The organism is Haliea sp. E1-2-M8, assembly GCF_030649675.1.
GTDB lineage: Bacteria > Pseudomonadota > Gammaproteobacteria > Pseudomonadales > Halieaceae > Haliea.
Genome location: NZ_JAUTDR010000005.1, coordinates 100203 through 123289 on the forward strand (window position 1 = coordinate 100203; position 23087 = coordinate 123289).

General features: G+C 65.6%; 22 protein-coding genes. 13 read left to right on the top strand and 9 right to left on the bottom strand.

From position 1 onward, the window contains the following. The first annotated feature begins 49 nt into the window (after nucleotides 1-49). Complete coding sequence (locus tag Q6D67_RS05775; RefSeq protein ID WP_304704637.1) at nucleotides 50-517, top strand: MaoC/PaaZ C-terminal domain-containing protein; 468 nt, start codon at nucleotides 50-52, stop codon at nucleotides 515-517. Nucleotides 518-594: 77 nt separating this feature from the next. On the opposite strand, the gene Q6D67_RS05780 is transcribed toward Q6D67_RS05775, so the two are convergent. After that, complete coding sequence (locus Q6D67_RS05780; protein ID WP_304704638.1) at nucleotides 595-1101, bottom strand: hypothetical protein; 507 nt, start codon at nucleotides 1099-1101, stop codon at nucleotides 595-597. 178 nt (nucleotides 1102-1279) lie between these two features. On the opposite strand from Q6D67_RS05780, the gene Q6D67_RS05785 reads away from it, so the two are divergent. The 4 genes from Q6D67_RS05785 to Q6D67_RS05800 are packed head-to-tail and all read left to right on the top strand — an operon-like array spanning nucleotide 1280 to nucleotide 7830. Beyond that, complete coding sequence (locus tag Q6D67_RS05785; protein WP_304704639.1) at nucleotides 1280-2038, top strand: SDR family NAD(P)-dependent oxidoreductase; 759 nt, start codon at nucleotides 1280-1282, stop codon at nucleotides 2036-2038. 11 nt (nucleotides 2039-2049) lie between these two features. After that, nucleotides 2050-4065 carry a bifunctional tRNA (5-methylaminomethyl-2-thiouridine)(34)-methyltransferase MnmD/FAD-dependent 5-carboxymethylaminomethyl-2-thiouridine(34) oxidoreductase MnmC gene (gene mnmC, locus Q6D67_RS05790; protein ID WP_304704640.1) on the top strand — a complete coding sequence of 672 codons (2016 nt, stop codon included), beginning with the start codon at nucleotides 2050-2052 and terminating at the stop codon, nucleotides 4063-4065. Next, on the top strand, nucleotides 4062-4844 hold the full coding sequence (locus tag Q6D67_RS05795; protein WP_304704641.1) for a glutaminyl-peptide cyclotransferase: 783 nt from the start codon (nucleotides 4062-4064) through the stop codon (nucleotides 4842-4844). Before mnmC ends, Q6D67_RS05795 begins: the two co-directional genes overlap by 4 nt. Before the next feature lie 34 nt (nucleotides 4845-4878). Beyond that, nucleotides 4879-7830, top strand: coding sequence for an insulinase family protein (locus Q6D67_RS05800; protein ID WP_304704642.1), 2952 nt, complete (start codon nucleotides 4879-4881; stop codon nucleotides 7828-7830). Nucleotides 7831-7908: 78 nt separating this feature from the next. Here Q6D67_RS05800 and Q6D67_RS05805 read toward each other — a convergent pair whose 3' ends face one another. Next, the gene (locus Q6D67_RS05805; RefSeq protein WP_304704643.1) at nucleotides 7909-8421 is read right to left on the bottom strand and encodes a Spy/CpxP family protein refolding chaperone; all 513 of its coding nucleotides are present in this window, start codon (nucleotides 8419-8421) and stop codon (nucleotides 7909-7911) included. Between the two features lie 169 nt (nucleotides 8422-8590). Here Q6D67_RS05805 and Q6D67_RS05810 point away from each other — a divergent pair, with 169 nt between their 5' ends. Genes Q6D67_RS05810 through Q6D67_RS05820 form a run of 3 tightly spaced genes read left to right on the top strand, consistent with a single transcriptional unit; the run spans nucleotide 8591 to nucleotide 10644 of the window. Then, on the top strand, nucleotides 8591-9289 hold the full coding sequence (locus tag Q6D67_RS05810) for a response regulator transcription factor (RefSeq protein ID WP_304704644.1): 699 nt from the start codon (nucleotides 8591-8593) through the stop codon (nucleotides 9287-9289). Next, nucleotides 9289-10248 carry a HAMP domain-containing protein gene (locus tag Q6D67_RS05815; RefSeq protein WP_304704645.1) on the top strand — a complete coding sequence of 320 codons (960 nt, stop codon included), beginning with the start codon at nucleotides 9289-9291 and terminating at the stop codon, nucleotides 10246-10248. The genes Q6D67_RS05810 and Q6D67_RS05815 overlap by 1 nt, the downstream gene beginning before the upstream one ends. A gap of 12 nt (nucleotides 10249-10260) precedes the next feature. Further along, entirely contained in the window at nucleotides 10261-10644 is a 384-nt protein-coding gene (locus Q6D67_RS05820; RefSeq protein WP_304704646.1) for a cell wall metabolism sensor histidine kinase WalK, read from the top strand. Nucleotides 10645-10665: 21 nt separating this feature from the next. Here Q6D67_RS05820 and Q6D67_RS05825 read toward each other — a convergent pair whose 3' ends face one another. After that, nucleotides 10666-11418: an SDR family NAD(P)-dependent oxidoreductase gene (locus tag Q6D67_RS05825; protein ID WP_304704647.1), complete on the bottom strand. Its 753-nt coding sequence runs from the start codon at nucleotides 11416-11418 to the stop codon at nucleotides 10666-10668. Nucleotides 11419-11630: 212 nt separating this feature from the next. Here Q6D67_RS05825 and Q6D67_RS05830 point away from each other — a divergent pair, with 212 nt between their 5' ends. Then, the gene (locus Q6D67_RS05830; RefSeq protein ID WP_304704648.1) at nucleotides 11631-12389 is read left to right on the top strand and encodes an SDR family NAD(P)-dependent oxidoreductase; all 759 of its coding nucleotides are present in this window, start codon (nucleotides 11631-11633) and stop codon (nucleotides 12387-12389) included. A gap of 49 nt (nucleotides 12390-12438) precedes the next feature. Next, the gene (locus tag Q6D67_RS05835) at nucleotides 12439-12633 is read left to right on the top strand and encodes a hypothetical protein (protein WP_304704649.1); all 195 of its coding nucleotides are present in this window, start codon (nucleotides 12439-12441) and stop codon (nucleotides 12631-12633) included. Here Q6D67_RS05835 and Q6D67_RS05840 read toward each other — a convergent pair. The 3 genes from Q6D67_RS05840 to Q6D67_RS05850 are packed head-to-tail and all read right to left on the bottom strand — an operon-like array spanning nucleotide 12600 to nucleotide 15110. Then, nucleotides 12600-13673, bottom strand: coding sequence for an alkene reductase (locus Q6D67_RS05840; protein WP_304704650.1), 1074 nt, complete (start codon nucleotides 13671-13673; stop codon nucleotides 12600-12602). The two genes, Q6D67_RS05835 and Q6D67_RS05840, sit on opposite strands and share 34 nt — an antisense overlap. Nucleotides 13674-13705: 32 nt before the next feature. Then, the gene (locus Q6D67_RS05845) at nucleotides 13706-14332 is read right to left on the bottom strand and encodes a nuclear transport factor 2 family protein (protein WP_304704651.1); all 627 of its coding nucleotides are present in this window, start codon (nucleotides 14330-14332) and stop codon (nucleotides 13706-13708) included. Nucleotides 14333-14336: 4 nt separating this feature from the next. Continuing rightward, entirely contained in the window at nucleotides 14337-15110 is a 774-nt protein-coding gene (locus tag Q6D67_RS05850; protein ID WP_304704652.1) for an SDR family NAD(P)-dependent oxidoreductase, read from the bottom strand. A 245-nt stretch (nucleotides 15111-15355) separates the two neighbouring features. Here Q6D67_RS05850 and Q6D67_RS05855 point away from each other — a divergent pair, with 245 nt between their 5' ends. Further along, nucleotides 15356-16369 (top strand): Rieske 2Fe-2S domain-containing protein, encoded by a 1014-nt coding sequence (locus tag Q6D67_RS05855; protein ID WP_304704653.1) that lies wholly within the window; start codon nucleotides 15356-15358, stop codon nucleotides 16367-16369. A 50-nt stretch (nucleotides 16370-16419) separates the two neighbouring features. Here the strand turns inward: Q6D67_RS05855 and Q6D67_RS05860 are convergent, their stop codons facing one another. From Q6D67_RS05860 to Q6D67_RS05870, 3 genes are all read right to left on the bottom strand, one after another. Next, entirely contained in the window at nucleotides 16420-18369 is a 1950-nt protein-coding gene (locus Q6D67_RS05860; RefSeq protein ID WP_304704654.1) for a DUF3604 domain-containing protein, read from the bottom strand. 157 nt (nucleotides 18370-18526) lie between these two features. Continuing rightward, nucleotides 18527-18733: a cold-shock protein gene (locus Q6D67_RS05865; protein ID WP_304704655.1), complete on the bottom strand. Its 207-nt coding sequence runs from the start codon at nucleotides 18731-18733 to the stop codon at nucleotides 18527-18529. Nucleotides 18734-18924: 191 nt separating this feature from the next. Then, complete coding sequence (locus tag Q6D67_RS05870; RefSeq protein WP_304704656.1) at nucleotides 18925-19974, bottom strand: AraC family transcriptional regulator; 1050 nt, start codon at nucleotides 19972-19974, stop codon at nucleotides 18925-18927. Between the two features lie 148 nt (nucleotides 19975-20122). Between Q6D67_RS05870 and Q6D67_RS05875 the strand changes: the two genes are divergently transcribed. Together Q6D67_RS05875 and Q6D67_RS05880 are read left to right on the top strand one after the other, a co-directional pair. Next, nucleotides 20123-21610: an NAD(P)/FAD-dependent oxidoreductase gene (locus Q6D67_RS05875; protein WP_304704657.1), complete on the top strand. Its 1488-nt coding sequence runs from the start codon at nucleotides 20123-20125 to the stop codon at nucleotides 21608-21610. Between the two features lie 10 nt (nucleotides 21611-21620). Beyond that, nucleotides 21621-23087, top strand: a complete 1467-nt coding sequence (locus Q6D67_RS05880; RefSeq protein ID WP_304704658.1) for an acyl-CoA carboxylase subunit beta — start codon at nucleotides 21621-21623, stop codon at nucleotides 23085-23087.

The window sequence follows — 23087 nt, forward strand, 5'->3', positions numbered from 1 at the left end:
CTACACTAAGGTATCATCGCGCCTCCGACAATCCCCGCAGGACGACCTCATGCCTGAAGTGCGCAATCATACCTTCGACGAACTCAGCATCGGTCAGCAGGCGGAGAGCACCCACACCGTAACCATGGAAGACCTGCGCCTGTTCGCCGCCGCCTCCGGTGACCACAACCCGCTGCACCTGGACCCGGCCTACGCTGCCAGCACCCGGTTCGGGGGCTGTATCGCCCACGGCATGTTCAGCGGCGGCCTGATTTCAGCGGTGCTGGCCATGCAAATGCCGGGGCCGGGCACCATCTACCTGGGTCAGTCACTGGCGTTTCGGCTGCCGGTGAATGTCGGCGACACTCTGACCGTGCAACTGACCGTGGCGGACAAGCAGCCGCGGCGGCGCCAGGTCACCCTCGACTGCCAGGTGAGTAACCAGCACGGGAAAACGGTGGTCACAGGTACGGCAGAGGTGATTGCGCCGGCGGAGCGGGAGACGGTGACGATCACACCGCCACAGGTGCATGGCTAGGGGCGCCCGGCCAGGGGCGCCCGGCTAGGGGCGCCCGGCCAGGGGTGCCCCGCTGAGGCGCGACCGCGGTCAGGGGGTCAGGCTGCCGGGGGCACAGGCGCTGCCTCGGACTCCGGTGCGAACTGCGCCGGGTCCAGGTATTGCAGACGCAATTCGATAGAGCCGCGAGTCTCGCTGGAATCGACCCCCAGCACCAAAACGTTGACTTCGCCCTCGTCTTCGGTGGCCGCGGTCAGACCGAAAATGACATTGTCCGGATTGTTCTCACTCGAAAACACCTTGATGTCCTTGTCCGCGCGCAGGGCGTCGCTGAGCTGGGCGACCAGCATTGCCAGGCTGGCGCGGAAAGCGCCAAAATTCAGCTTGCCGCGAAACTCCGTGTGGTCCAGGGAAATATCGAAGCGAACCTGGGACCGATCCTCCATCTGCACGTTGGTCAGGTGCACCGACCTGCCCGCCGCCATGTCGCGGAACACGTTCTTGGCTTCAGTGCGCTTGTTCTCCAGAAAAGCCTTGTACAGCAGGTTGGCCGCGATAGTCAGGAACTTGTCCCGGGGGATGGTTTGACTCTGGTTCTGCGCCATGGAATGTCCTCACAATCAAGGGGCGCAAGTCTACTGCCTGCCCGCAGCAAAAACCAGCGCCGGGCCCTGTGCCAGCTCCGACACCGCGGCGCAATAGCTCCCCGGAAAGCGATCTGCTAGGCTTCCGCAGCGGCCCGACTCACAACCCCGACGACCCAATCACAACAAGAGCATAACCATGGCAAACAATACAGCAAACTTTGATTTCAGCGGGGCAAAAGTACTGGTGACCGGTGGCACCAGCGGCATCGGCGCGGGCATTGCCGCGGCCTATCTGGAGGCCGGCGCCGAGGTCACCATAACCGGCACCCGGGCCAGCGCTGCAGACTACGCTGCGGACCTCTCGGGCTTCCGTTACCTGCAGCTGGATGTGGAGAACATGGCCCAGATCAACGAGGTAGCGCGAGCGCAGACCCAGCTGGATGTGCTGGTCAACAATGCCGGGATCGCGCTTCCCAGCCTGGGCCTGGACGAATGGGATCCGGACAACTTCAGCCGCGCCATCAATATTCACCTGGTCTCGGGATTCCGCCTGGCGCGGGGCTGCCGCGATGCCCTGCAGGCGAGCGACTTTACCGGCGGCGCCTCCGTCGTCGGCATCGCTTCAATGACCTCCTACTTCGGGATCGGACTCCTACCCGGCTACGGTGCCGGCAAGACCGGCCTGCTGGGTGTCATCCGGGCGATGGCGATGGAATGGGGTTCTCTCGGTATTCGCGCCAACTGCGTGGCCGTAGGCCTGTGCGAGAGCCGCATGACCTCGGCGACCATCGCCAACCCCGAGTGGTCAGCTCCCACCCTGGCGCGCACGCCCCTGGGCAGACATGGCGTACCCGAGGATGTGGCAGGGGCCGTACTGTTTCTGAGCAGCGCCCAGGCCAGCTGGATTACCGGGCAGACCCTGCCCATCGACGGCGGCTATACCGTCTCGGGTTAGCGCCCGGCGACATGCAGCGCTCCAACACACCGTGGCCGGCCCTGAGCGGCCCCTCGCTGCTCTGGCAAGAGGACGGCAGCCCCTTTTCGCCCACTTTCGCGGATTTCTATTATTCCCCCGACAACGGCCTGGCCGAGGGACGCCATGTGTTTCTTGCCGGCAACGGCCTGCCGGAACGCTGGCAGCGGCATCGCGCCGACCCGTTTGTCGTGGCGGAAACCGGGTTCGGCACCGGGCTCAACTTTCTCCTCACCTGGCAGGCCTGGCGCGCCCGGCGCAAAACCGCCGACGGGCGACGACTGCACTATCTGGCGCTGGAAAAGTACCCCCTGGCCGTCGCGGACCTGCGCCGAGCGGGGGCCGCCTGGCCAGAACTGGCGCCCCTGCTGGCGGAGCTGCTGGCACAGTATCCGCAGCCGCTACCCGGGGTTCACCGCGCCCTCCTCGATGGCGGCTCGGTGCTCCTGGACCTGTGGTGGGGCGACGTGGAAGCGGTACTGGAGGATCTCGGCCGCGCCCGAGCGCCGCTGGTGGACGCCTGGTATCTGGACGGCTTTGCCCCCGCGCGCAACCCTGCCATGTGGCAACCCGGGCTGTGGCCCAAAGTCGCGGCGCTGAGCCGCCCCGAAGCTACCTTCGCCACATTCACCGTGGCCCGCGCGGTGCGATTCGGGCTCACAGAAGCCGGCTTCGCGGTGCGCAAGGTTCCTGGCTTCGGCCACAAGCGGGAACAGCTGTGCGGGCAACTCACCAGTCGCCAGCCGTTGCCGCCACTGCAAGGCACCCCCTGGGAGCTTGCCGGGCACAGACAGGAAACGCCGCAGCAGGTGCTGGTCATTGGCGGCGGGCTTGCGGGCTGCCACACCGCGGCTGCCCTCGCCCGCCGGGGCATCCGGGTCACGGTGCTGGAGCGCGGCCAGGTGGCCGGTGAGGCCTCGGGAAATCCCCAGGGCGTGCTCTACACCCGGCTGTCCCATCGCCATTCGCCGCTGACGGATTTCGCCCTCGCCAGTTTCGACTTCGCCAGCCGGCAGTACCGCGCCGGGTTTGCCGCTGGCACCCTGCAACCGGGCAGCGACGGCGAGCTTTGCGGCAGTTTCCACCAGGTGGCAGACAGCGCGGAACTGGCGCGCATGCGGCCGCTGCTGGCGCCGCTGCCCGAGCTGGCGCAGGTCCTCGAGGCCGACAGCGCCTCGACGCTGCTGGGTATCGCCCAGCCCGGTGCGGGTTACTGGTACCCGAATTCCGGCTGGATGTCCCCGCCCGCACTGTGCCGGCATCTGCTGCAGCATCCGCTTGTCACTCTGCATGAGGGCTGTGGTGCGATCCGCTTGCAGTGGGCCGACGATGCCTGGCAGGCGGTGACCAGCGCCGGTACGCTGGCCCGCGCGCCGGCGGCAGTGGTGGCGGCGGGAACACACTGTAGCGAACTGGACCATCTCGACTGGCTGCCGCTCAACCCCATCCGCGGCCAGACCACCCAGTTACCGCCGCTACCGGCCCTGGCTGCGCTGCGCGCGGTTCTCTGTCACAGTGGTTACCTTGCCCCGGCCACGGCGGATGGGCACTGTATCGGCGCAACTTTTGCCCCTGGCGACACGGATCCGGAACTGCGGCGCGGCGATCGGGTCCAAAATCTGGAGCAACTGGCGGCCGCAATACCCGCTGTGGCGGGTGCGCTGGCGGGCCTCGCGGACACCGAGCTGCCGGGGAGGACCGGCTGGCGCTGCGCCAGCCCGGACTACCTGCCGCTGGTAGGGCCGGTGCCAGACCGCAGCGCTTTTCTGCGGGACTACGCCGGGCTGCGCGACAATGCCCGCAGCGGTATTCCGCTGCCGGGGAAGTATCTGCCGGGGCTGTACCTGAATACCGGCCACGGCTCCCGGGGGCTCACCTCGACGCCGCTGGCGGCGGAGCTGCTGGCGAGCCAGCTCTGCGCCGAACCGCTGCCACTGGAACCGGAGCTGGTACGGGCGCTGGCGCCGGCGCGCTTTATCATCCGCGATCTCGGGAGAAACCGAATTTGAGCAAGCCAATCGCGCATTGCATGTTGTTGCTTTGTCTACTTGCCAGCCCCGCTATGGCGGTGGAGCAATTCAGCTATCGGGTGCTGGAACAAAAACCCCTGCCTCGCGACAGCTTTGTTCAGGGGCTGCAGATTGTCGACGGCAAGCTTTATCTGAGCAGCGGCCTCTACGGTCGGTCGCGTCTGCTCCGCTACCGTTTTGCGGACGGCGAACTGCTGGACCAGCGGCATCTGCATCCGCGCCTGTTTGCCGAGGGTCTCACGGTCTTCGGCGACAGGGTGTTCCAGCTGACCTGGCGAGCCCGGCGCATGCTGGTGTTTACCCGGGATGACCTGAGCCCCGCCGCAGTCTTCACCCTCCCCGGCGAAGGCTGGGGCCTCACCGACAATGGCCGCGAACTGATTTATACCGATGGCAGTCACTACCTGCATTTTCTCGACCCGGACAACGGGCGCCACCTGCGCAGCGTCGCGGTGACCGAACAGGGCCGGCCCGTTGTGCACCTGAATGAGCTGGAGTGGATTGACGGCAAGGTCTGGGCCAACGTCTGGCAAACGGATCGCATCGTCGTCATCGACCCCGCCAGCGGCGAGGTGTCAGCCAGCGTCGACCTGCGCGGCCTGCTCCCCCCGGCCGAACGTCAGCCAGACACCGACGTACTGAACGGGATTGCCAGCAACCCCGAGGACAACAGCCTCTGGGTCACCGGCAAGAATTGGCCCTGGCTCTACCGCATCGAGTTGGTGCCAGCCACAGCAGGACCGGCGGAATCGCGCTAGAATACTCCGCTCATTTCAGACAAGTTGGACGACCATGAATCAGATCACCCCGGCTGCCGTCAGCCATGCTGCGTTTCGCCTGTTGCGCAGCCACGAGATCGAGTCCCTGCAACTGCGGGTAGATCAGTACGAGCACCAGGCGACCGGCGCCATGCACTACCATCTGGCAGCGGACAGCAGTGAGAACGTATTCCTGGTGGCATTGCGCACAGTGCCGACGGACTCCACCGGGGTTGCCCACATCCTCGAGCACACTGCCCTCTGCGGCAGCGAGCGCTACCCGGTTCGCGACCCCTTCTTCATGATGCTGCGACGCTCTCTCAACACCTTCATGAATGCCTTTACCAGCAGCGACTGGACCGCCTACCCATTCGCCAGCCAGAACCGCAAGGACTTCGCCAACCTGCTGGACGTCTACCTGGACGCGGTTTTCTTCTCGCGCCTGGATCCGCTGGACTTTGCCCAGGAGGGCCATCGGGTAGAGTTCGCCGAGCCCGGCAACCCCGACAGCGATCTGGTATTCAAGGGGGTGGTGTTCAATGAAATGAAAGGCGCCAGAAGCTCGGTGCCGAGCACCCTGTGGCAAACCCTGTGCGAGCATCTGTTCCCGACCACGACCTACCACTACGACAGCGGCGGTGACCCCAAAAACATACCGGACCTGAGCTACGCGCAGCTGAAGGCCTTCTACCAGAGCCACTACCACCCGAGCAACGCCATCTTCATGACCTTCGGCGACATACCGGCCCACGAGCACCAGGCTGTGTTCCAGGATCTGGCCCTGCAGCATTTCCAGCGCCTGCCGCAGCGCATCGAAGTGCCCCTGGAGCAGCGCTACAGCGCACCGCGCCGCGTCGAGCGTCCCTATGCCCTGGACGATTCCGGTGACACCAGCCGCAAAACCCACATCGTCATGGGCTGGCTGCTGGGGGAAAGCACCGATCTGCAACAGCTGCTCGAGGCCCAGTTGCTGACCAGCGTATTGCTGGACAACAGCGCCTCACCGCTGATGCAGGCGCTGGAGACCACCTCCCTGGGCCAGGCGCCATCACCCCTGTGCGGGCTTGAGGATTCACAGCGCGAGATGGTCTTCAGCTGCGGCATCGAAGGTGGCGAAGCGGCTTCTGCCGATGCGTTGGAAACGCTGGTTCTGGACGTTATCGAAACCGTGGCCCGGGACGGAGTCCCGGCGGCCCAACTGGAGGCCGTGCTGCACCAGCTGGAATTGCACCAGCGGGAAATCAGCGGTGACGGCTTCCCCTACGGGCTGCAGCTGATCCTGCAGGCGCTGAGCCCTGCCACCCACTATGCCGACCCGGTCACGGTACTGGACCTGGATCCGGTGCTGGCCACGCTGCAGGAAAATATCCGTGACCCGGAGTACATCAAGGCTCTGGCGCACCGCCTGTTGCTGGATAATCCACACCGGGTCACCCTGGTCATGACGCCGGACACCGAGCTGTCGGCGCGGCGCCTGGTGGCCGAGGCAGAGCGCCTGGCGGCTCTCAAGACAGAGATGACCGCAACAGACAAGCAGGAAGTCGTAGCGCTGGCGCAGAAGCTGGAGCAGCGCCAGCAGCAGGTGGGTGACATGAGCATCCTGCCGAAAGTCACTCTGGCCGACGTACCCGCCAGCCTGCCGGAACCGGAGTACCGCGAGCAGCAACAGGGCGACCTGAGCCTGACCACCTATACCCAGGGCACCAATGGTCTGGTGTACCAGCAACTGGTCAGCCCGCTGCCGGCAATGGATCTTGCCACAACCGCGCTGCTGCCCCTCTACACCCGGCTCCTGACCGAGGTCGGCCTCGGCAGCGAGGACTACCTGGCGGTGCAGCATCGTCAGGCCGCCACGGTCGGCAGCATCGGCGCCTCCACCACCCTGCGCGGTGCGGTGGACGACGAACAGCAGCTGCAGGGGTTTTTCACCCTGGCCTCCAAGGCGCTGGCACGCAATAGCGAGGCCCAGGTCGCACTGATGCGGGACAACTTGCAGCAGGTCCGCTTTGATGAAAGCGGACGCCTGCGGGAACTGGTGGCACAGGCCCGGGCGCGCCGGGAACAGTCCGTGACCGGCAACGGCCACGGCCTTGCGATGACCGCCGCCAGCGCCGGCATGAGCCCGCTGGCTCGGATCAACCATCTGCTCGGCGGGCTGGAGGGCATCCGTTCCCTGAAAACACTGGACGACAGTCTGGCCAGCGACAGCAGCGTACAGGGCTTTATCGGCACTCTGGAGGGCATTCACAACTCCGTCACCGGCATGCCACCGCGATTGCTGGCCATCGCCGACGAACACGCCATCGACGCGGTCAGTCGCCAGGCCCTGTCAGCCTGGAGCGCCGTCACCCACCCGGATGCGAGCGGGACTCCCTTCAGTGCAGAGCCAGTGCGCGAGGCACGCCGCGAGCTGTGGATCGCCAATACCCAGGTCAACTTCTGCGCCCGGGCTTATCCCACTGTGCCGGTAGGTCACCCGGATGCGGCGGCCCTGACCGTGCTCGGCGGCTTCATGCGCAACGGCTATCTGCACCGGAGCATCCGCGAACAGGGCGGGGCCTACGGCGGCGGCGCCAGTCAGGACTCGGGCATTGCCGCATTCCGGTTCTATTCCTATCGCGATCCGCGGCTGCTGGACACGCTGGCGGACTTTGACCGCGCCATCGCCTGGATGCTGGAGACGAAACACGAGGCCAGCGCGCTGGAGGAAGCGGTACTGGGCGTGATCAGCAGTCTGGACAAGCCCGCTTCTCCCGCCGGCGAGGCGAAACAACATTTCTACCAGCGTCTGTTTGGCCGCAGCCACGAGCAGCGGGAAGTCTTTCGCCGCGCCATTCTGCAGGTGAGCCTGGAGGATCTTCGCCGGGTGACGCAGCGCTACCTCGACCCGGCCAGCGCCAGTACCGCGGTTGTGACCAGCCGCAAGCAGCAGGAAGCGCTGGGTTCCGCGGTGGCCGAGCTGGGGCTGCGGATCGAGGTTTTATAGGCACACCGCCGCAACGCAAAATGACCCGGGGCCAGCCTGGAAGGCAGGACCCGGGTCGCTGGACGGAGCTGTCAGCGCCTAGCTGTCACTGGCTTCGCTGTCCCCCGCCTCCTGAGGACCACCCTTCCCCTTGACCTTGCCCGCGCCCTTGCCGTGCTTGCGCCCGTGCTCGCCGCGCTGCGCTTCCATGGCCTCCAGCTTGCTGCGCTGCTCCTCATCCAGCAGCTCGTGCATTGCAGCGCGGGTTGCGGTCATGCGGTAAGTACTGCGCGCCGTTATCTGGCCCAACTCATCCGCCAGGGCCCGGGCGACACCAGCGTCAAAGCTGTTGGCCTGGGCCCGCAGCTGCGTCTTGATCTCCTGCATCCGTTCACGGTCCGCGGCGCCCGCCTCGCGAGCCTCGTCCATCAGTTTGGCAACGCTGGTTTGCTGCTCGGCGTCCAGATCCAGATGACGGGTCATCTTGCCCAGCATGCGCTCGGAACCGGCCTCGTCTCCCGGCTGGGCCAGGGCGGGTCCAGCGACAGCTGCGGCGCTTATTGCCAGCGCCAGTGCGCTGGCGCGGAAAACTGAAAATTTAGGTGTTTGCATGGATTTTCTCCGGTTGGCTGAACACGTAAACAGTATCCTCAAAGCCTGTGTAAGTGTGAGCCCCCGGAAGGTAAAAAACTGTAAAGAAGCGTAGCAGTCGGTTGTCGGAGCATGGCTTTTCCACCCCGACGACTCCACACTACAAACTGATGCAACCCGACTGACTGCCATGACCGAGCGCCTGCTGATCATTGATGACGACCGCGAACTGTGTACCCTGCTGCGGGAGTTTCTGCAGTTGGAAGGCTTTGCCGTGGATCTTTGTCACGATGGGCGCGAAGCCCTGCTGCGCTGCCGGCAGGAGAATTTTGATGGCATCGTCCTGGATATCATGCTCCCGGGCATGTGGGGCCTCGAAGTGTTGCGCAAGCTGCGTGAGCGGCTGGATACTCCCGTGCTTATGCTGACTGCCCGCGGCGAGGACACGGACCGCATCATCGGCCTCGAGCTGGGTGCCGACGACTACCTGCCCAAACCCTGCAACCCGCGGGAACTTGCGGCCCGACTGCGCGCCATCCTGCGCCGTGGGCGCAGCGCGGAGCCGGCCGGGAACGGTGACCTGCGGGTGGGCCTGACCCACTTGAGCAGCGCTGACCGCAGTGCCTCCTGGAATGAACGGGACCTGGAACTGACCAGCGCCGAGTTCAACATCCTCAACACACTGTTGACGCACGCCGGCAGTGTGGTGGACAAAGAGTCGCTGAGTCGCCAGGCCCTGGGGCGATCGTTGTCGGCCTACGACCGCAGTGTCGATGTCCATGTCAGCAAGATCCGCAAGAAATTCGCTGCCTGCGGCGCAGACAATCCGATTGTCAGCATCCGCGGCGCGGGCTACCAGTTCAACGTGTCCGCCGCGGAACACAACTGATGCCGGCGTCATCCCTGTTCGTGAAGATCTTTTTCGGTTTCTGGGTAGTCACCATCGCCGTGCTCGCCAGTTGGCTGGTGGCCGGCCACTATCTGGACTCCCTGCTGCCGGATGAAAGCCAGACGCGCCGGGGCGACGGCCCGCCACGGTTTGTCATGCGCCTGCTCTACGACCTGCAGAATGAACCCGCTGATCAGCTCTCACAGGTCATCACCGACGTGCAGCAGGAATACCGGGTACGGGCCTGGTTGCTCAATGCCAGCGGCGAGGATGTTCTCGGGCGGCGCGTACCGGACAACGTGGCGACGGTTGCGGCGCGGGTGAACGAGAGCGGTAAACGCGCGTTCCTGCGCGACGCTGGTCGCCATCTGGTGGCTCACCAGCTTTACCGTGACGACCTGGGGCCCATGCGCTCGGTCCTGGCGTTCAAACCCAACCGTTCACGCCTGGCCCACACGCTGGGCAGCAACCTGTGGCTGCGGGCAGCGCTGGCGGTGCTGGTGTCGGGCCTGCTGTGTTACCTGCTGTCGCGGGTGCTGACCCGGCGCCTGGGCGGGCTGCGGCAGGCGGCCGGCAAGCTCGCCGATGGCGACCTCGCGGTGCCGCTGGCAGTACGCGACCGGGGCGGTGACGAAACAGACGATCTGGCCCGGGACTTCAATAGCATGGCGGCCCAGCTGCAGCAGCGCATCGATGTCCAGCGGCGCCTGCTTGCGGATGTATCCCATGAACTGCGCTCGCCCCTGGCCCGGCTGCGGGTCGCGCTGGCGCTGGCCGAGCAGAACCCCGCCGCAGTCGCCCCGCAGCTGCAGCGGATTGAACGTGAAGCCACGCGGCTGGACGAACTGATCGCGGAACTGCTGAGCAGCCAGAGCGAAGACTGTGCCATGGACGAACACATTGACCTGGTGCCCCTGCTGCAGGACCTGTGCAACGACGCCAGTTTCGAGGGTCGTTAGAGCGGGCGCAGGGTGCACCTGCAGTGCGCCTGCGAACAGGCCCTGGTGCTGGGCGATGGCGGGCGCCTGCGCAAGGCCTTCGACAACGTGTTGCGCAACGCGCTTTACTACAGCCCGCCGGCTACGGAGATCAGCGTCAGTGTCAGTGCGCGTGCGGGCGAATTGACGGTCACCATTGCAGACCGGGGGCCCGGGATTCCCGCGGCCGAGCTGGCCCGGGTGTTCGATGAATTCTACCGGGTGGATTCCGCCCGCACCCGGGACACCGGCGGCTATGGTCTGGGTCTGGCCATAGCCCACCAGGCCATCGTCCAGCACGGCGGGAGGATCACCGCCCGCAACACCAATCCCGGCCTACGCATGGAAATCACCCTGCCGCTATTTGATCATCTGTGAGCCGCAGCCCCTGGGCCAGAATCAGCCGAGGAAGGCCTGACCACCGTCCAGCGCTATGCTCTGACCGTTGACGTAACCGGCCCCCTCGGAACACAGCAGGGCCACAAAGCGGCCGATGTCCTGCTCGCAATCGCCGATCCGGCGCTGGGGTATCTGGGCAAAAAACGCCTCCGCTTCTGCGGGGTCACGCTGCAGCCACCATTCCAGGGCCGGCGACAGTGCGTGGGGCAGAATGGCATTACAGCGGATATTGTCCGGACCCCACTCACAGGCCGCCGCCCGGGTCAGGGAGCGGATAGCTTCCTTGACTCCCGCGTAGGCGCCGTAGCCCGCCATGTCCCAGCGTTTGGCGGCCGAGCTGCCGAGGTTGATGATTACCCCGTCGCCCTTGAGATGGGGGTAGCACAGCTTCATCAGGCGCAGGGTCGCCATGGGGCCGGATTCCCAGCCTGCGGTCACCGCGTCATCGGTAACCTCCAGCAGACGTCCCAACGGCACCTCCTGGGCGTTGTTGACCAGGATATTGAGGCCATCCCAGTTGCTGATTACGGTGTCCACACAGGCCTGCAGCGACTCGGGAGACTTCACCTCGCACACAATCGGCAACGCCTCGCCGCCACGCTCCCGAATCTTTTCGACCGTCGCTTCCAGCTTGGCCAGGGTGCGGCCGCTGACGGCCACCTTGGCGCCCTGGGCCGCCAACGCCAGGGCGATGCCCTGCCCGACTCCCTGCCCGGCACCGGTTACCAGCGCCACTTTATCTTGCAGATTCATTCACTTTCTCCACTTGTCATGTGAGCTCCAGCATACCGTTAGCCGCGCTGCGGCAACAGGCCGGGCCGCGGTGACAAGCCCCGCGTTGAATGCTTTCCCGCAAGCATACTGCCATATTGTACCCGGCTGTTGATGTTGCCCATGACGCCCTGAACCGGCGCGCCATTCGCGCTACCATCCGCACATCACAGCGCAAAACAGAGGAGCAAGCCATGGCTATTCTCGAGGGCAAGATCGGCATCGTCACCGGCGCCGGCCAGGGCATAGGACGGGCCATCGCCCAGTGCTTCGCCCGCGAAGGGGCGAAGGTGCTGATAGCGGACTTCAATGCCGAGTCCGGCGAGGAAACCGCGGCCAGCATCGTGGCGCTGGGCGGCGAGGCGCTGTTCATCCACGGCGACGTCAGCGACGAAGCTTCGGTGAAGGACATGGTGGCCGCGGCCGTCAGCGCCTGGGGACGGCTGGATATCGCCTGCAACAGCGCCGCCCTGAGCCGCGGTTCCGGCCCTATTCACGAATTCACCCGGGACGTGTTCGACCAGACCGTGGAAATGTGTCTGACCAACACCTGGCTCTGTATGAAATACGAGATTGCCGCGATGCTGGCCGCGGGGGGCGGCGCCATCGTCAACATTTCCTCCAATGCCTCGCTCAAGGGCCAGGCCTTCAATACGGCCTACGCCGCTGCCAAGGGGGGAGTGAACATCCTGACCAAAAGCTCCGCTGCGGAATACGGCGGCCAGGGCATCCGCATCAACGCCGTGTCGCCGGGTGTCATCCGCACCCCGGGCCTGGAGAAGTATTTCAGCGAACAGCCGAAAGTCGCCGAGCAGTTGAAGAAAGTGGCGGTGCTGAACCGCCTCGGCGAGCCCGAGGAAATCGCCGAGGCGGTCGCCTTCCTGTGCAGCGACCGCGCCTCCTTCATCACCGGCCAGATTCTGTCCGTGGATGGGGGCGGCGCGGTTCGGTAGCGGCGTTCGACGACCGATCACTGCAATCGCCCGCGGAGCGGGCTCCTACGTGGGAGCCGACTCTGTCGGCGATGTTATCGCCCGCGGAGCGGGCTCCTACACCATTGTGGGAGCCGACTCTGTCGGCGATGCCATCGCCCGCGGAGCGGGCTCCTACACCATTGTGGGAGCCGACTCTGTCGGCGATGTTATCGCCCGCGGAGCGGGCTCCTACACACCGGCTTCCGCAGAAGCCGTCGGGTAGCTGGTGTAGCCCTCCGGGCCGGGCGCATAAAGAGTTGAGGGGTCAAACCTCGCCAGCGGCAGGCTCTGCCGCCAGCGCTCCACCAGGTCCGGGTTGGCGATAAACGGGCGCCCGAAGGACACCGCCGCCACCGCGCCGGATGCCACCGCGCCCTCGGCCTCGTCAAGTTTGTAACTCTCGTTGGCAATCAGACGATCGCCGAAATAGCGCTGCCCCAGCGCCAGATTGTCGACCCGGCCCGCGGGCATGCGGATCACGTGCAACCAGGCCAGGTCCAGTTTTGCTGCTTCCGCCAGCAGGTAGTCGAAGGTCTCCTCCGGGTTGTCGTCCGTCAGGTCATTGAAACCATTGTCGGGGCAGATACGCATGCCCACCCGGCCGGCGCCTGCCTCTGCAACCATTGCCTGCAACACTTCCAGCACAAAGCGCGCACGATTGGCGACCGAACCGCCGTAGTCGTCCGTGCGCCGGTTGGTGCCGGTAGACAGGAACTGGGCGGGCAGATAGCCGCTGGTGCAGTGCAGCTCGACACCGTCAAAGCCGGCAGCCAGGGCATTGGCGGTGGCCTGGCGGTACTCTTCGATAACGCCGGCAATCTCCTCCAGCGCCAGCGCCCGGGGCGCGTCCATGGGCTGCATGCCGGCCTGGTCCGTGTACATCTCCGCTTTGGCGGTGATTGGGGACGGTGCCACGGTCTCCGCACCGGCGGGCTTGTTGTAGTGGCTGGCCACCCGGCCCACGTGCATGATCTGCGCGACAATGCAGCCGCCCGCGGCGTGGACCGCGGCGGTGACCTCGCCCCAGGCCGCCACCTGTGCCGCGTTGTAGAGGCCCGGAGTGCGGCAATAGCCGAGACCGCTGGCGCTGGGCGCGACACCCTCGCTGATGATCATGCCAGCACTGGCGCGCTGGCGGTAGTACTCGGTCATCAACGGGGTGGGTACGGCATCGGTGCCGGCGCGACTGCGGGTCATGGGGGCCATCACAATGCGGTTGCGCAAGTGCAGGGCGCCGAGTTCCAGTGGTGTCAGGAGATCCATAGCAGGGGTAATCCTCGATCGGGTAACGGGGTTCAGCGCACGCGGATGCGCGGCTCGGGCGCGCCGCGGCGCATGCTGGCGAGGAACTCTTCCAGCGGTGCCGGGGCGGCCACCTCGGGTTCGTCCGCGGTTGGCGGGTTGGCCCAGAAATCCGCCCAGGAAGGCCACAGGTCGTGGAAGGCACCGTCGTAGGCTTCGCGCTCGGGCCAGCGCATCTTGTGCTCGCCGATGGGCGGGCTGTTGAGATCGGTGGCGTACCAGTAACAGGGCAGGCGGCGGCGGAAATACCAGCGCCCGTCAATGCGCTCGTAGTTGTCCCAGTACAGCATCTGCATGATCACCCACTGGTCGCCGGTTTCGTGCTCGTTCTTGGAGTAGACCACCCCGTGGGCGTGATCCGGGTCATCGAACTCGATAATGTGATTACCGATATGGTGGGAGGTGCCGGTAAACTGCAGGCGCAGGGTATCGTCCAGCCAGCGCTTGAGATGGCTGCGGCCGACCTTCTCCCGGCTCACCCGAATGTCCGCCGCGAACAGGTTGACGTGGGCATCCAGGTCGCGCATGTCCAGGGACAGGGAATACTTGGCTGCGAGCTGGCGTATTTCGTCCAGGGACTCCAGGCGATCCAGGCGCCGCAGCAGGCTGTCATCGCTCATCGCCCTACTCCCAGCTCGCCGCGCCGGCGTTCAGCTCCGCCACCCGGCCGCCGTCCACCACCAGTTCAGTACCGGTGATGTAGGACGCCTCCTCGCTGGCGAGAAACAGGATCGCATTGGCGCACTCCCGCGGGTCGCCAATGCGGCCGATCGGAATAGACTTTGCCGTGGCCTCGCGCGAGGCAGCGTCCGGCAGTACCGCCGCCGTGGGGGGCGTCATGAAGGCACCCGGCACAACGGTGTTGACCCGGATACCCTTTTTGCCCCACTCCATGGCCGCGTTGCGCGACAGGCCCAGCATCGCCGCCTTGGCCGCGCTGTAGCCGGCCATGGCCGGAGAGCCGCGCAAGCCACAGACCGAGGACACATTCACCACCGCGCCGCGATTCGCCTTGAGCTGGGAATAGGCTTCGCGCATCAGGAACATGGCGCCATCCAGAGAGACAATGAAGTTCTGGCGCCAGGCTTTGGTGTCGTGCGTGGCCAGCATGCCCGGCACCATGAGCACCGCATTGTTGACGACGATGTCCAGGCGCCCAAAAGTTTCCACCGTCTGCGCCACCAGGGCGCGCACCGCGTCCTCATCGGCTATGTCCGTAGGGCAGACCAGGGCCCGCCCGCCCGCCGCTGCAATCGTGGCCGCGACTGCGGCAAGCTTGTCTTCGCTGCGCGCTGCCAGTACCACCGCCGCGCCCTCTTCCGCAAAGCGCAGGGCGGTGGCGGCACCGATACCCTGTCCCGCTCCGGTAATTATCGCAACCTTGCCCTGCAATCGCATCTGCCTGCCCTCAATCTACGCTGTAAAGAAAGAGCGGCAGCTTAGGCAGCCCGGGGGCACAGGGTCAACTGCCGCGGTTCCGGCTGGCGCCCGCCCGCTGCCCGTCAGGGGCGAATAGCGGGCGGGGTATAATTATTTACTCCGGTAACGTTTCGTCAGAAATTTGCAAGCCATACCAATGCCCCAGGGCCTGCCGTAGAGTAACCACCCCAACGTAACGACACCTTTACCGGGAGTGTTCCAATATGAGTCAACGTATCCCCATGCCAATTCCCCTGGGCTGGTTCCAGATTGCCTACTCGCAGGAACTCGCGGTGGCCGCGTCGATGCCGCTGCGTTACTTCGCCACTGATCTGGTGCTGTTCCGGACCGAGAGCGGGGAAGCCAGGGTCCTCGATGCCTACTGCCCGCACATGGGCGCCCACCTCGGCTACGGCATTCGCGGCCAGGCCGGCGGCGGCTCGGAGGTACGCGGCGACTCCATAGTCTGCCCTTTCCACGGCTGGGCCTACAACGGCGAGGGGCAGTGCACGGATGTCCCCTACGCCGACAACCTGCCGCCCAGGATCGCCCGCGGTGAACAGGTGATCCGGCCCTGGCACGTGCGGGAACTCAACCAGGTAATCTACGTGTGGTACCACCCGGAAGGCGCGGAACCGTATTTTGAACCGGAGGAAATTCCGGAAGCCGCCGCCGACAACCACGACTGGGGCAGCTTCAAGATTCACACCTGGGACATCAGTACCCATATGCAGGAAATCGGCGAGAACGCTGTCGACGCAGCCCACTTCCTGTATGTGCACGGCACCCAGAATATCCCCACGCCCGACGTCATGGAGTTCGATGGGGTCTACCGGTCGGGGAGGCTGGTCAGCAAGATGGCCACGCCCCGGGGTGAAGTCACCGGGATCATCGCCAACAAAAGCACCGGGCCGGGGCAGGCTACGGTGCGCTTCAGCGGCATCTGCGATACGGTGCTGATGGCCAACCTGACGCCGGTGGACAGTGAGAATTCAAAAGCCTTCTATGCATTTATCCAGAAGAAGGTCGACGGCAAGGATCCGGTGGGCGGCGTCGCCGATGCCATCGTCAAGGATATCTATCGGCAGATGGAAGAGGACCGCATCATCTGGGCCCACAAGCGGTACTTCGAGAAGCCGCTGCTGTGTGACAACGACGGCCCCTTCGCCAAATTCCGCAAGTGGTACTCGCAGTTCTACACCCACGACAACTGGCGCCCAGGCGCTGGCGAACGCTGACAGTCAGGCAACCAGAACAGGACGTGGAGATGGCTCACGCCCAGGGCGCCCTAGGGCTGATACCAGACCGGTGAGGTCCAGGCCCGCTCCTGTACCAGCGGGCGGTGCTCGGCCGCGCAACAGCCTTCGAAGCCCTTGCCGATAGTCTCCGGGCGGCTGCAGTCGACGCCTCCGGCCAGGCACTGGCGCTGGCTCCAGCGGCAGCTCGGGTTCTCCACGACCCGGGTGTAATAGAACGCGCGCTGCGCCGGATCAAAGTCCGGGTCTTCCCACACGGTGCACAGCCGGCTGTGCCCGGCACCGGCGGTGGCACAGGTCTGCAGGTCGACGCTGCCGCGACTGACAGCGTCACCGACGACATCCACCACCTGCTCGCGGTTATTGCCCTCACCGTTCAGCCAGCCCTTGATCACCTGGATTTTCTGCAGGGGCATGCCGGGACTGTCGCCGGTGCCCGCATCCTGCTGCGCCGCCACCAGCAGGCGCAGGGCGCTGCCCTCCGGTGCCGGCCCCAGTTTCGACCCCATCGGTACCGCACTGGCATAGGCGCGTTCGATCTGGTCTGGTGCTGCGCACAGCTCCGGGTCAAGATCCCAGCCAGCGAACAGGCGGGTGACGATCCGCGGCCCGCTGGTGCCATAGGCCTCGCGCCGCTGCATCGCGGCAAACAGGGCATCGCGGGAATTCTCCTCGGCCCAGACCACGGCGAGACCGCCGGGATTGTACTCAAGCTTGTCGGGCAGACCCGCCGGTACTGCTTTCAGGGCCGGCTCACCGGCGCCGCCGTGACCCAGGAAACGATCCTCCTCCACCGCCCCCGGGGCTCCCAGGTGGGTGTCGGTACTGGCGATAACGCCAAAGCGGAAGGGATTGATACCCAGCGTTTCTTCCAGAGCCAGGCCCTGCTGCCAGGTTTCCCGCAGGAATCCGGTCCGGGGGGTGGGCGGGTTACCGAACCCGGCAATGTTATCCCGCGGCAACTGCTCGAACGCACACAGCTCATCGCGGCTGATGTCCGGGGCAAAGAAACACTCCGATGCCCCCTTGTGCTGCATGATCTCCGCCAGGGGCTCCATACGCTCACGCCGCAGGGCATACTCGGCATCGACGGGAGCGTCATCGGCCAATTGCTCACTGAACATGTGACCTGCGCTGAGATTCGAGTTGTGGGGAATCACCAGGGCGTCACAGCCGCTGCCCGCATCGATACACGCCGTCTCCAACGCGTCCCACAGCAGCGTCTCCTCCGGTGTATCGATGTAGCTCGCCGGCAGCGCCGGCACGGTATCGTTGCGAAACACCACATTGCGATGCAGGTTGCCACCGGAGTCCGCTTGCACGCCGGTCCACTCGTAGCCGACAAAGGTGGTAAACGCACAGTCGCTGGAGCGGTCGTAGTGACTCTCGGCCGCGTCCTGCATCTCCTGCCAGGGCACCAGCGCCGCCGCCAGACAGCGCTCGGCATCGTCGCCACACATGCCCAGGTGGGAGGCGCGCATCGCGGCCATGTAATTGAACAGATAGTAGGCACCCCGGGGCCAGGCCCGATAGAAGCGGCACTGCCAGCTGCGATAACCGGAGACTCCCGGATCGGTGCACATGTGCACCTCGCCGATCAGCTCGGCGTGGTCGGACACCATGGCGAAATCCAGCGGCCGGCGCAGTTGCAGGCTCCGGGCAGGCTGGCCGGCATCGTCCCAGGGCTGGATACCGATACGCTCGCCGCGGGCAAACCGGTAGGCATCCGCCGGCGAGGTGCGGGTGCCCTGGGTACTCGCGTCCAGCGAGTAACGGGTATGCACGTGGAGGTCACCAAAAAACGGCTGCCGCAGGGGTTGATGGTGACTGCAGGTCGCGCGCTGTTCGCTGTAGCCTTCGGCCAGAGCCTGGGGCAGCAACAACAGCGCAGCAAGCGGCAGGACCACCCATCGCCAGCAGTGGCTCAGTGCGGTGCGTTGCACAGCGGGATGGCGTAATTGGAAGGGATGCAGTGTAGCCATGATGCCTCCGGCGCGGATGAGGCCTCACCTTAATAAGGCGCCACTCCCCGCGCAAACGGGCGGGGCAAGCATGTTGAACCATGGCACCGGAACTGCGGGCACAAAAAAAGCCCCGCGGTGTTTCCACCGGGGGGCCTTGTCAGAAAACTGCGGCGTCTTAGACGACGACGATGTTTTCTGCCTGCGGGCCTTTCTGGCCCTGTGTGACGTTGAACTCAACCTTCTGGCCTTCGATCAGAGTCTTGAAGCCGGAGCCGGAGATCGCGCTGAAGTGCGCAAATACGTCCGGGCCTGATTCTTGCTCAATGAAGCCAAAGCCTTTTGTTTCGTTAAACCATTTTACGGTGCCGGTGCTAGTAGCCATGTTACGTTCCTGTATTTCAGGTATAGATAGAACCTTCCAAAGAAGGCGATAGAGCTTGAGGTATGCAATTACTTATGAAATCAGGGACGAGGTACTAACTGCGTGACTTCGAAATGGTATACATAAATAGGTGTAAAACGTTCAAGCAAGGCCAGATTATACAGCCGTTCTGCGAGCCGTCAATGTTTATTTCACTCGGCGGGCTTAAAGCTGGCCGCCAGCGCCTGCTCGCGCCAGGCGCCCGGCGCCATGCCAAACCACTGCGCGAACGCGCGACGAAAAGTGCCCGCATCGGCAAAACCGAGGCTGGCGGCAATATCACTGATCTGCCGGTCAGGCTGGCTCAGGGCCGCGCAGGCCCCGTTGCGCAGCGCGGCCTCCCGCAGGCTGCGATAGTTGCTGCCGCCCTGCTGCAAGCGCCGGCGGAAAGTGGAGAGCGGCAGGCCCAGATCCGCGGCGAGTTGCACCTGGCTCGGAAGCGGCGCCCCATGGCGCAGGGCGGCGGCCAGCAGCGCACTGACCTGGGCCGGCACGCTGTGGGCCCGCGCCCCGAACACCGCGCAGGGAAAGCTGTGGAAGAACGCAGCGAACTCGCTGGGCGCGCGAACTACCGGCAGGCTCAGTGCCGCCGCGTCGAAATCCAGCGCATAGTCCTCGCCGCCGGCGAGCACCGGGGCGCGAAACAGACGCAGGAATGGCAGCACATCCTGGCGCCGAATGGGGCCGATCCGCACCTGTCGCAGCGGCAGTTCGCGCCCCAGCAGCCACTGGAACAATTGCAGGAAGGCAAACAGGCCGGTGATGTCCACCAGGCTGCCGGCGGTGCTGGCCTGGCCGCGCAGGGAATCCAGCCGGAAACTGGCCCGCCCCCGCGCGATTTCCAGACGGATGCGGCCGGCACGCGGGTGCAGCATGCGGGCAAAATGTTCACAGAGCAGAATGGCCTCGCGCAGGTCGGCCGCGGACAGGGCGCAGCGGCACAGCAGCTCAACTTCGCCGCGCGCCATCGGCGCATGGTTGTCACTGCCGGCCAGGTGTGCCTCCAGGCGCTGCACGACATCCAGGTACCAGGAGGTGAATCCGGCCAGCGTGAGTGGCGGCTGGCGCAGGCCATCGGCCTGACCACAGGATTCCAGTTCCGCCAGCAACAGCTCGACCAGCGGGGCAAAGGTCGCGCTGGTGGTTGCGGGGGCATCCTGTTCGCCCCCTCTGCGGACACGTCGCTGAGCTTGCTGCTTCAAGGCACTTGGCACCTGGATTCCGGGTCCGGCAATTTTAGCATTACTGCCCTGTTATTGAACACGAATGTTATGCTAGAAAACCCCGATGTCCCGTAAGCTGTCGCCCTGTTCACAGCACCCATATTCACAACAATCTGGAGCCAGCCCCATGTCTGCCACGCAACCACGCATCATCGTTCTCGGCGCCGGCATGGCCGGTATTCTTGCGGGCATTCGCCTGCAGGCAGACGGCTATACCGACATCACCCTCTACGAGAAGGCCGATCGGGTCGGCGGCACCTGGCGCGACAACACTTACCCCGGCCTGACCTGCGACGTCCCCTCCCACTTCTACACCTACAGCTTCGAACGCAACCCGGACTGGAGCCGGCACTTGCCCCCGGGCCAGGAAATCCAGGCCTATTTCGAGCGCACCGCCGCGAAGTACGGCGTCGACAAGCTGACCCGATTCGGCGAGGAAGCCACCGGCGCGGACTACCGCGACGGCCGCTGGCATCTGCAATTCCGCAGCGGCTATCGCGACAGCGCCGACATCCTCATCGCCGCCACCGGCGTCCTCCACCATCCCCGCTACCCGGATATCGCCGGTGCGGATTCCTTCCGCGGCGACCTGATGCACAGTGCCAGCTGGGACCACAGCGTGGCCCTGGAAGGCAAGCGCATCGGCATTATCGGCAACGGCTCCACCGGGGTACAGATCGTCTCCGCACTGGCGGGCAAGGCGGCGCTGCTGGAGCATTACCAGCGCACCCCGCAGTGGATCATGCCGGTGGAAAACGGGGTCTTCAGCGAGGAGGAGCGGGCAGCCTTCCACGACCCGGAAGTGTTGGCCCAGGCGATGAACGTGGAGGAATACATGGCCGCCGTCGAGGCCTACACCCAGGCCATTACCGAAATGGAATCCGATGCCGCCAGGGCCATGGGCCAGGCCTGCCTCGATAACCTGGAGCAGTCCGTGACCGATCCGGCACTGCGGGAACAGCTGCGGCCCGATCACGCGCCCCTGTGCAAGCGCCTGATCTTCTCCCCCGATTACTACCAGGCCATCCAGCACCCACAGTGCAGGCTGGTGCGCAACGGCATCCAGCGCATCGAACCGGAGGGGATCCGTACCGAAGACGGGGAACTGCACGAGCTGGACGCGATCGTCTACGCCACCGGTTTCCACGCCGATCATTTCATGCGCCCGATGACGATCAATGGGCGCAACGGGGCGGCCCTGGAAGACTTCTGGGCCGATCGTCCCAAGGCCTACCTGGCGGTGACCATGCCCGACTTTCCGAATCTGTTCATGCTCAATGGTCCCAACGGACCGGTGGGCAACTTCTCGCTGATCGACATCGCCGAGCACCAGTGGGGCTACATACACCAGCTGATGGAGCGCCTGCGAAACGGCGACTGCAAGGAGGTTGCCCCCAGCCCCGAGGCCATGGAAACTTTCGAAACCGAACGCATCGCCGCGGCCAAGAACACGGTCTGGTACCGGGGTGGCTGTGTCAGCTGGTACCTGGACGCCGCGGGCATCCCCTCCAGCTGGCCGTGGAACTTCGCCCGCTTCGCCGCCTGCATGGCGGAACCGGACTGGGCGGTCTTCGGCCTGGATGCGCCGGCGGCAGAAAGATCCTCGGCGGCTTAGACCAGCCGCCATGACCGGGCACCGCAACCACTGGGAGGCGCTGTTGGAGGAACTGCGCTCGCGCCAGGAGGCCGCAGCGGCCATGGGCGGTGAGGAGCGCATTGCCCGCCAGCACCAGCGGGGCCGACTCACTGCGCGGGAGCGCATTGAGGCCCTGGCCGACCCCGACAGCTTCCGCGAATACGGCGCCCTGGCGGGCGGCCAGCACCCCGCCGGCCGGCCGGGGGTACCCGCGGATGGTCTGGTGGCGGGCACCGTGCGCATTGACGGCAGGATCAGCGTTATTCTGGCGGAGGATTTTACCGTCCAGGGTGGCTCGATTGGCCATCCCAACACGGCCAAGCGCGCCCGCCTGGTGCGGCTGGCCCTGGAGCAGCGCTATCCGCTGCTGGTACTGCTGGACGGCGCCGGCGAGCGGGCCAGCAACCAGGACGAACGCTATCCCCACGCCCCCGGTGACCTGCAGCTGCTCGCCGACCTGCAGGGGCGGGCCCCGATCGTGGCCGTGGTGCTCGGCACCTCCGCCGGCCACGGCGCTCTCGCCGCGATGTTCGCCGACCTGGTGATCATGGCCGAGGGCAGCTCTCTATTCAGCGCCGGACCGCCCCTGGTCAAGGCTGCCATGGGCATCGACACCACTGCCGACGAGCTGGGGGCCGCCCTGATACACACCCGCGACAGCGGCGTCGCCCACCAGCGCTGCGCCAGTGAAGCCGAGTGCTTCAGTCTGGCGCGGCGGTTCCTGCAGTTGCTGGCGGAGCCGGACAATGCGGCGGCAGCTGACGCGGATCCTGCCGCAGCCGCGCCGCGCCCGGTGGACACCCTGCTGGACATCATTCCCCCCGCGGTGGCGCAACCCTACGACATGCGCCGGGTGCTGGCGGAGCTGGTAGATGCGGACAGCCTGCTGGAATTGCAGCCGGACCACGGCCGCACCCTGATTGCCGCGCTCGCCCGCATCGGCGGCCGCAGCTGTATGCTGATTGCCAACCAGCCGGCGGTGGAAGCGGGCGCCATTACCCGCCAGGCCGCGGACAAGGCCTGTTACTTTATCGAACTCGCTCACCGTTTCGGCCTGCCGCTGGTGTCCCTGGTCGACAACCCCGGAGTGATGCCGGGGCCCGCCGCAGAGCGTTCCGGCGTCCTGCGCGCGGCGGCCAACATGTTCCGGGCCCAGCGCCACTATCGCGGGCGCAAGGTAGTCGTCACCCTGCGCAAGGCCTTTGGCTTTGGCAGCTCGGTCATGGGCATGAACCCCTGGGACCGGCAGCTGCTGAGTCTGGCCCTGCCCGGCGTCAGCCTGGGCGGGATCCCGGCCCTGGGCGCCGCCGCAGCCACCGGGGCCGACAGTCACGCCACCGACGCGCTGGTCGCCCAGCAGAGTGGCGCCTGGGCCGGGGCGGACGCCATGGCATTCGACCGGGTTATCGACCCCCGCGAGCTGCGCAACGAACTCATCGAGGCGTTATTGCGCTGA

Excerpts from the sequence above, each read along its gene's own strand:
- Q6D67_RS05825 (WP_304704647.1), bottom strand. The coding sequence starts at position 11,418 with ATGAATCTGCAAGATAAAGTGGCGCTGGTAACCGGTGCCGGGCAGGGA.
- Q6D67_RS05855 (WP_304704653.1), top strand. The coding sequence starts at position 15,356 with ATGAGTCAACGTATCCCCATGCCAATTCCCCTGGGCTGGTTCCAGATT.
- Q6D67_RS05840 (WP_304704650.1), bottom strand. The coding sequence starts at position 13,673 with ATGGATCTCCTGACACCACTGGAACTCGGCGCCCTGCACTTGCGCAAC.
- Q6D67_RS05775 (WP_304704637.1), top strand. The coding sequence starts at position 50 with ATGCCTGAAGTGCGCAATCATACCTTCGACGAACTCAGCATCGGTCAG.
- Q6D67_RS05830 (WP_304704648.1), top strand. The coding sequence starts at position 11,631 with ATGGCTATTCTCGAGGGCAAGATCGGCATCGTCACCGGCGCCGGCCAG.
- Q6D67_RS05800 (WP_304704642.1), top strand. The coding sequence starts at position 4,879 with ATGAATCAGATCACCCCGGCTGCCGTCAGCCATGCTGCGTTTCGCCTG.
- Q6D67_RS05845 (WP_304704651.1), bottom strand. The coding sequence starts at position 14,332 with ATGAGCGATGACAGCCTGCTGCGGCGCCTGGATCGCCTGGAGTCCCTG.
- Q6D67_RS05805 (WP_304704643.1), bottom strand. The coding sequence starts at position 8,421 with ATGCAAACACCTAAATTTTCAGTTTTCCGCGCCAGCGCACTGGCGCTG.
- Q6D67_RS05780 (WP_304704638.1), bottom strand. The coding sequence starts at position 1,101 with ATGGCGCAGAACCAGAGTCAAACCATCCCCCGGGACAAGTTCCTGACT.
- Q6D67_RS05865 (WP_304704655.1), bottom strand. The coding sequence starts at position 18,733 with ATGGCTACTAGCACCGGCACCGTAAAATGGTTTAACGAAACAAAAGGC.
- Q6D67_RS05785 (WP_304704639.1), top strand. The coding sequence starts at position 1,280 with ATGGCAAACAATACAGCAAACTTTGATTTCAGCGGGGCAAAAGTACTG.
- Q6D67_RS05815 (WP_304704645.1), top strand. The coding sequence starts at position 9,289 with ATGCCGGCGTCATCCCTGTTCGTGAAGATCTTTTTCGGTTTCTGGGTA.
- mnmC (WP_304704640.1), top strand. The coding sequence starts at position 2,050 with ATGCAGCGCTCCAACACACCGTGGCCGGCCCTGAGCGGCCCCTCGCTG.
- Q6D67_RS05810 (WP_304704644.1), top strand. The coding sequence starts at position 8,591 with ATGACCGAGCGCCTGCTGATCATTGATGACGACCGCGAACTGTGTACC.
- Q6D67_RS05850 (WP_304704652.1), bottom strand. The coding sequence starts at position 15,110 with ATGCGATTGCAGGGCAAGGTTGCGATAATTACCGGAGCGGGACAGGGT.
- Q6D67_RS05875 (WP_304704657.1), top strand. The coding sequence starts at position 20,123 with ATGTCTGCCACGCAACCACGCATCATCGTTCTCGGCGCCGGCATGGCC.
- Q6D67_RS05880 (WP_304704658.1), top strand. The coding sequence starts at position 21,621 with ATGACCGGGCACCGCAACCACTGGGAGGCGCTGTTGGAGGAACTGCGC.
- Q6D67_RS05860 (WP_304704654.1), bottom strand. The coding sequence starts at position 18,369 with ATGGCTACACTGCATCCCTTCCAATTACGCCATCCCGCTGTGCAACGC.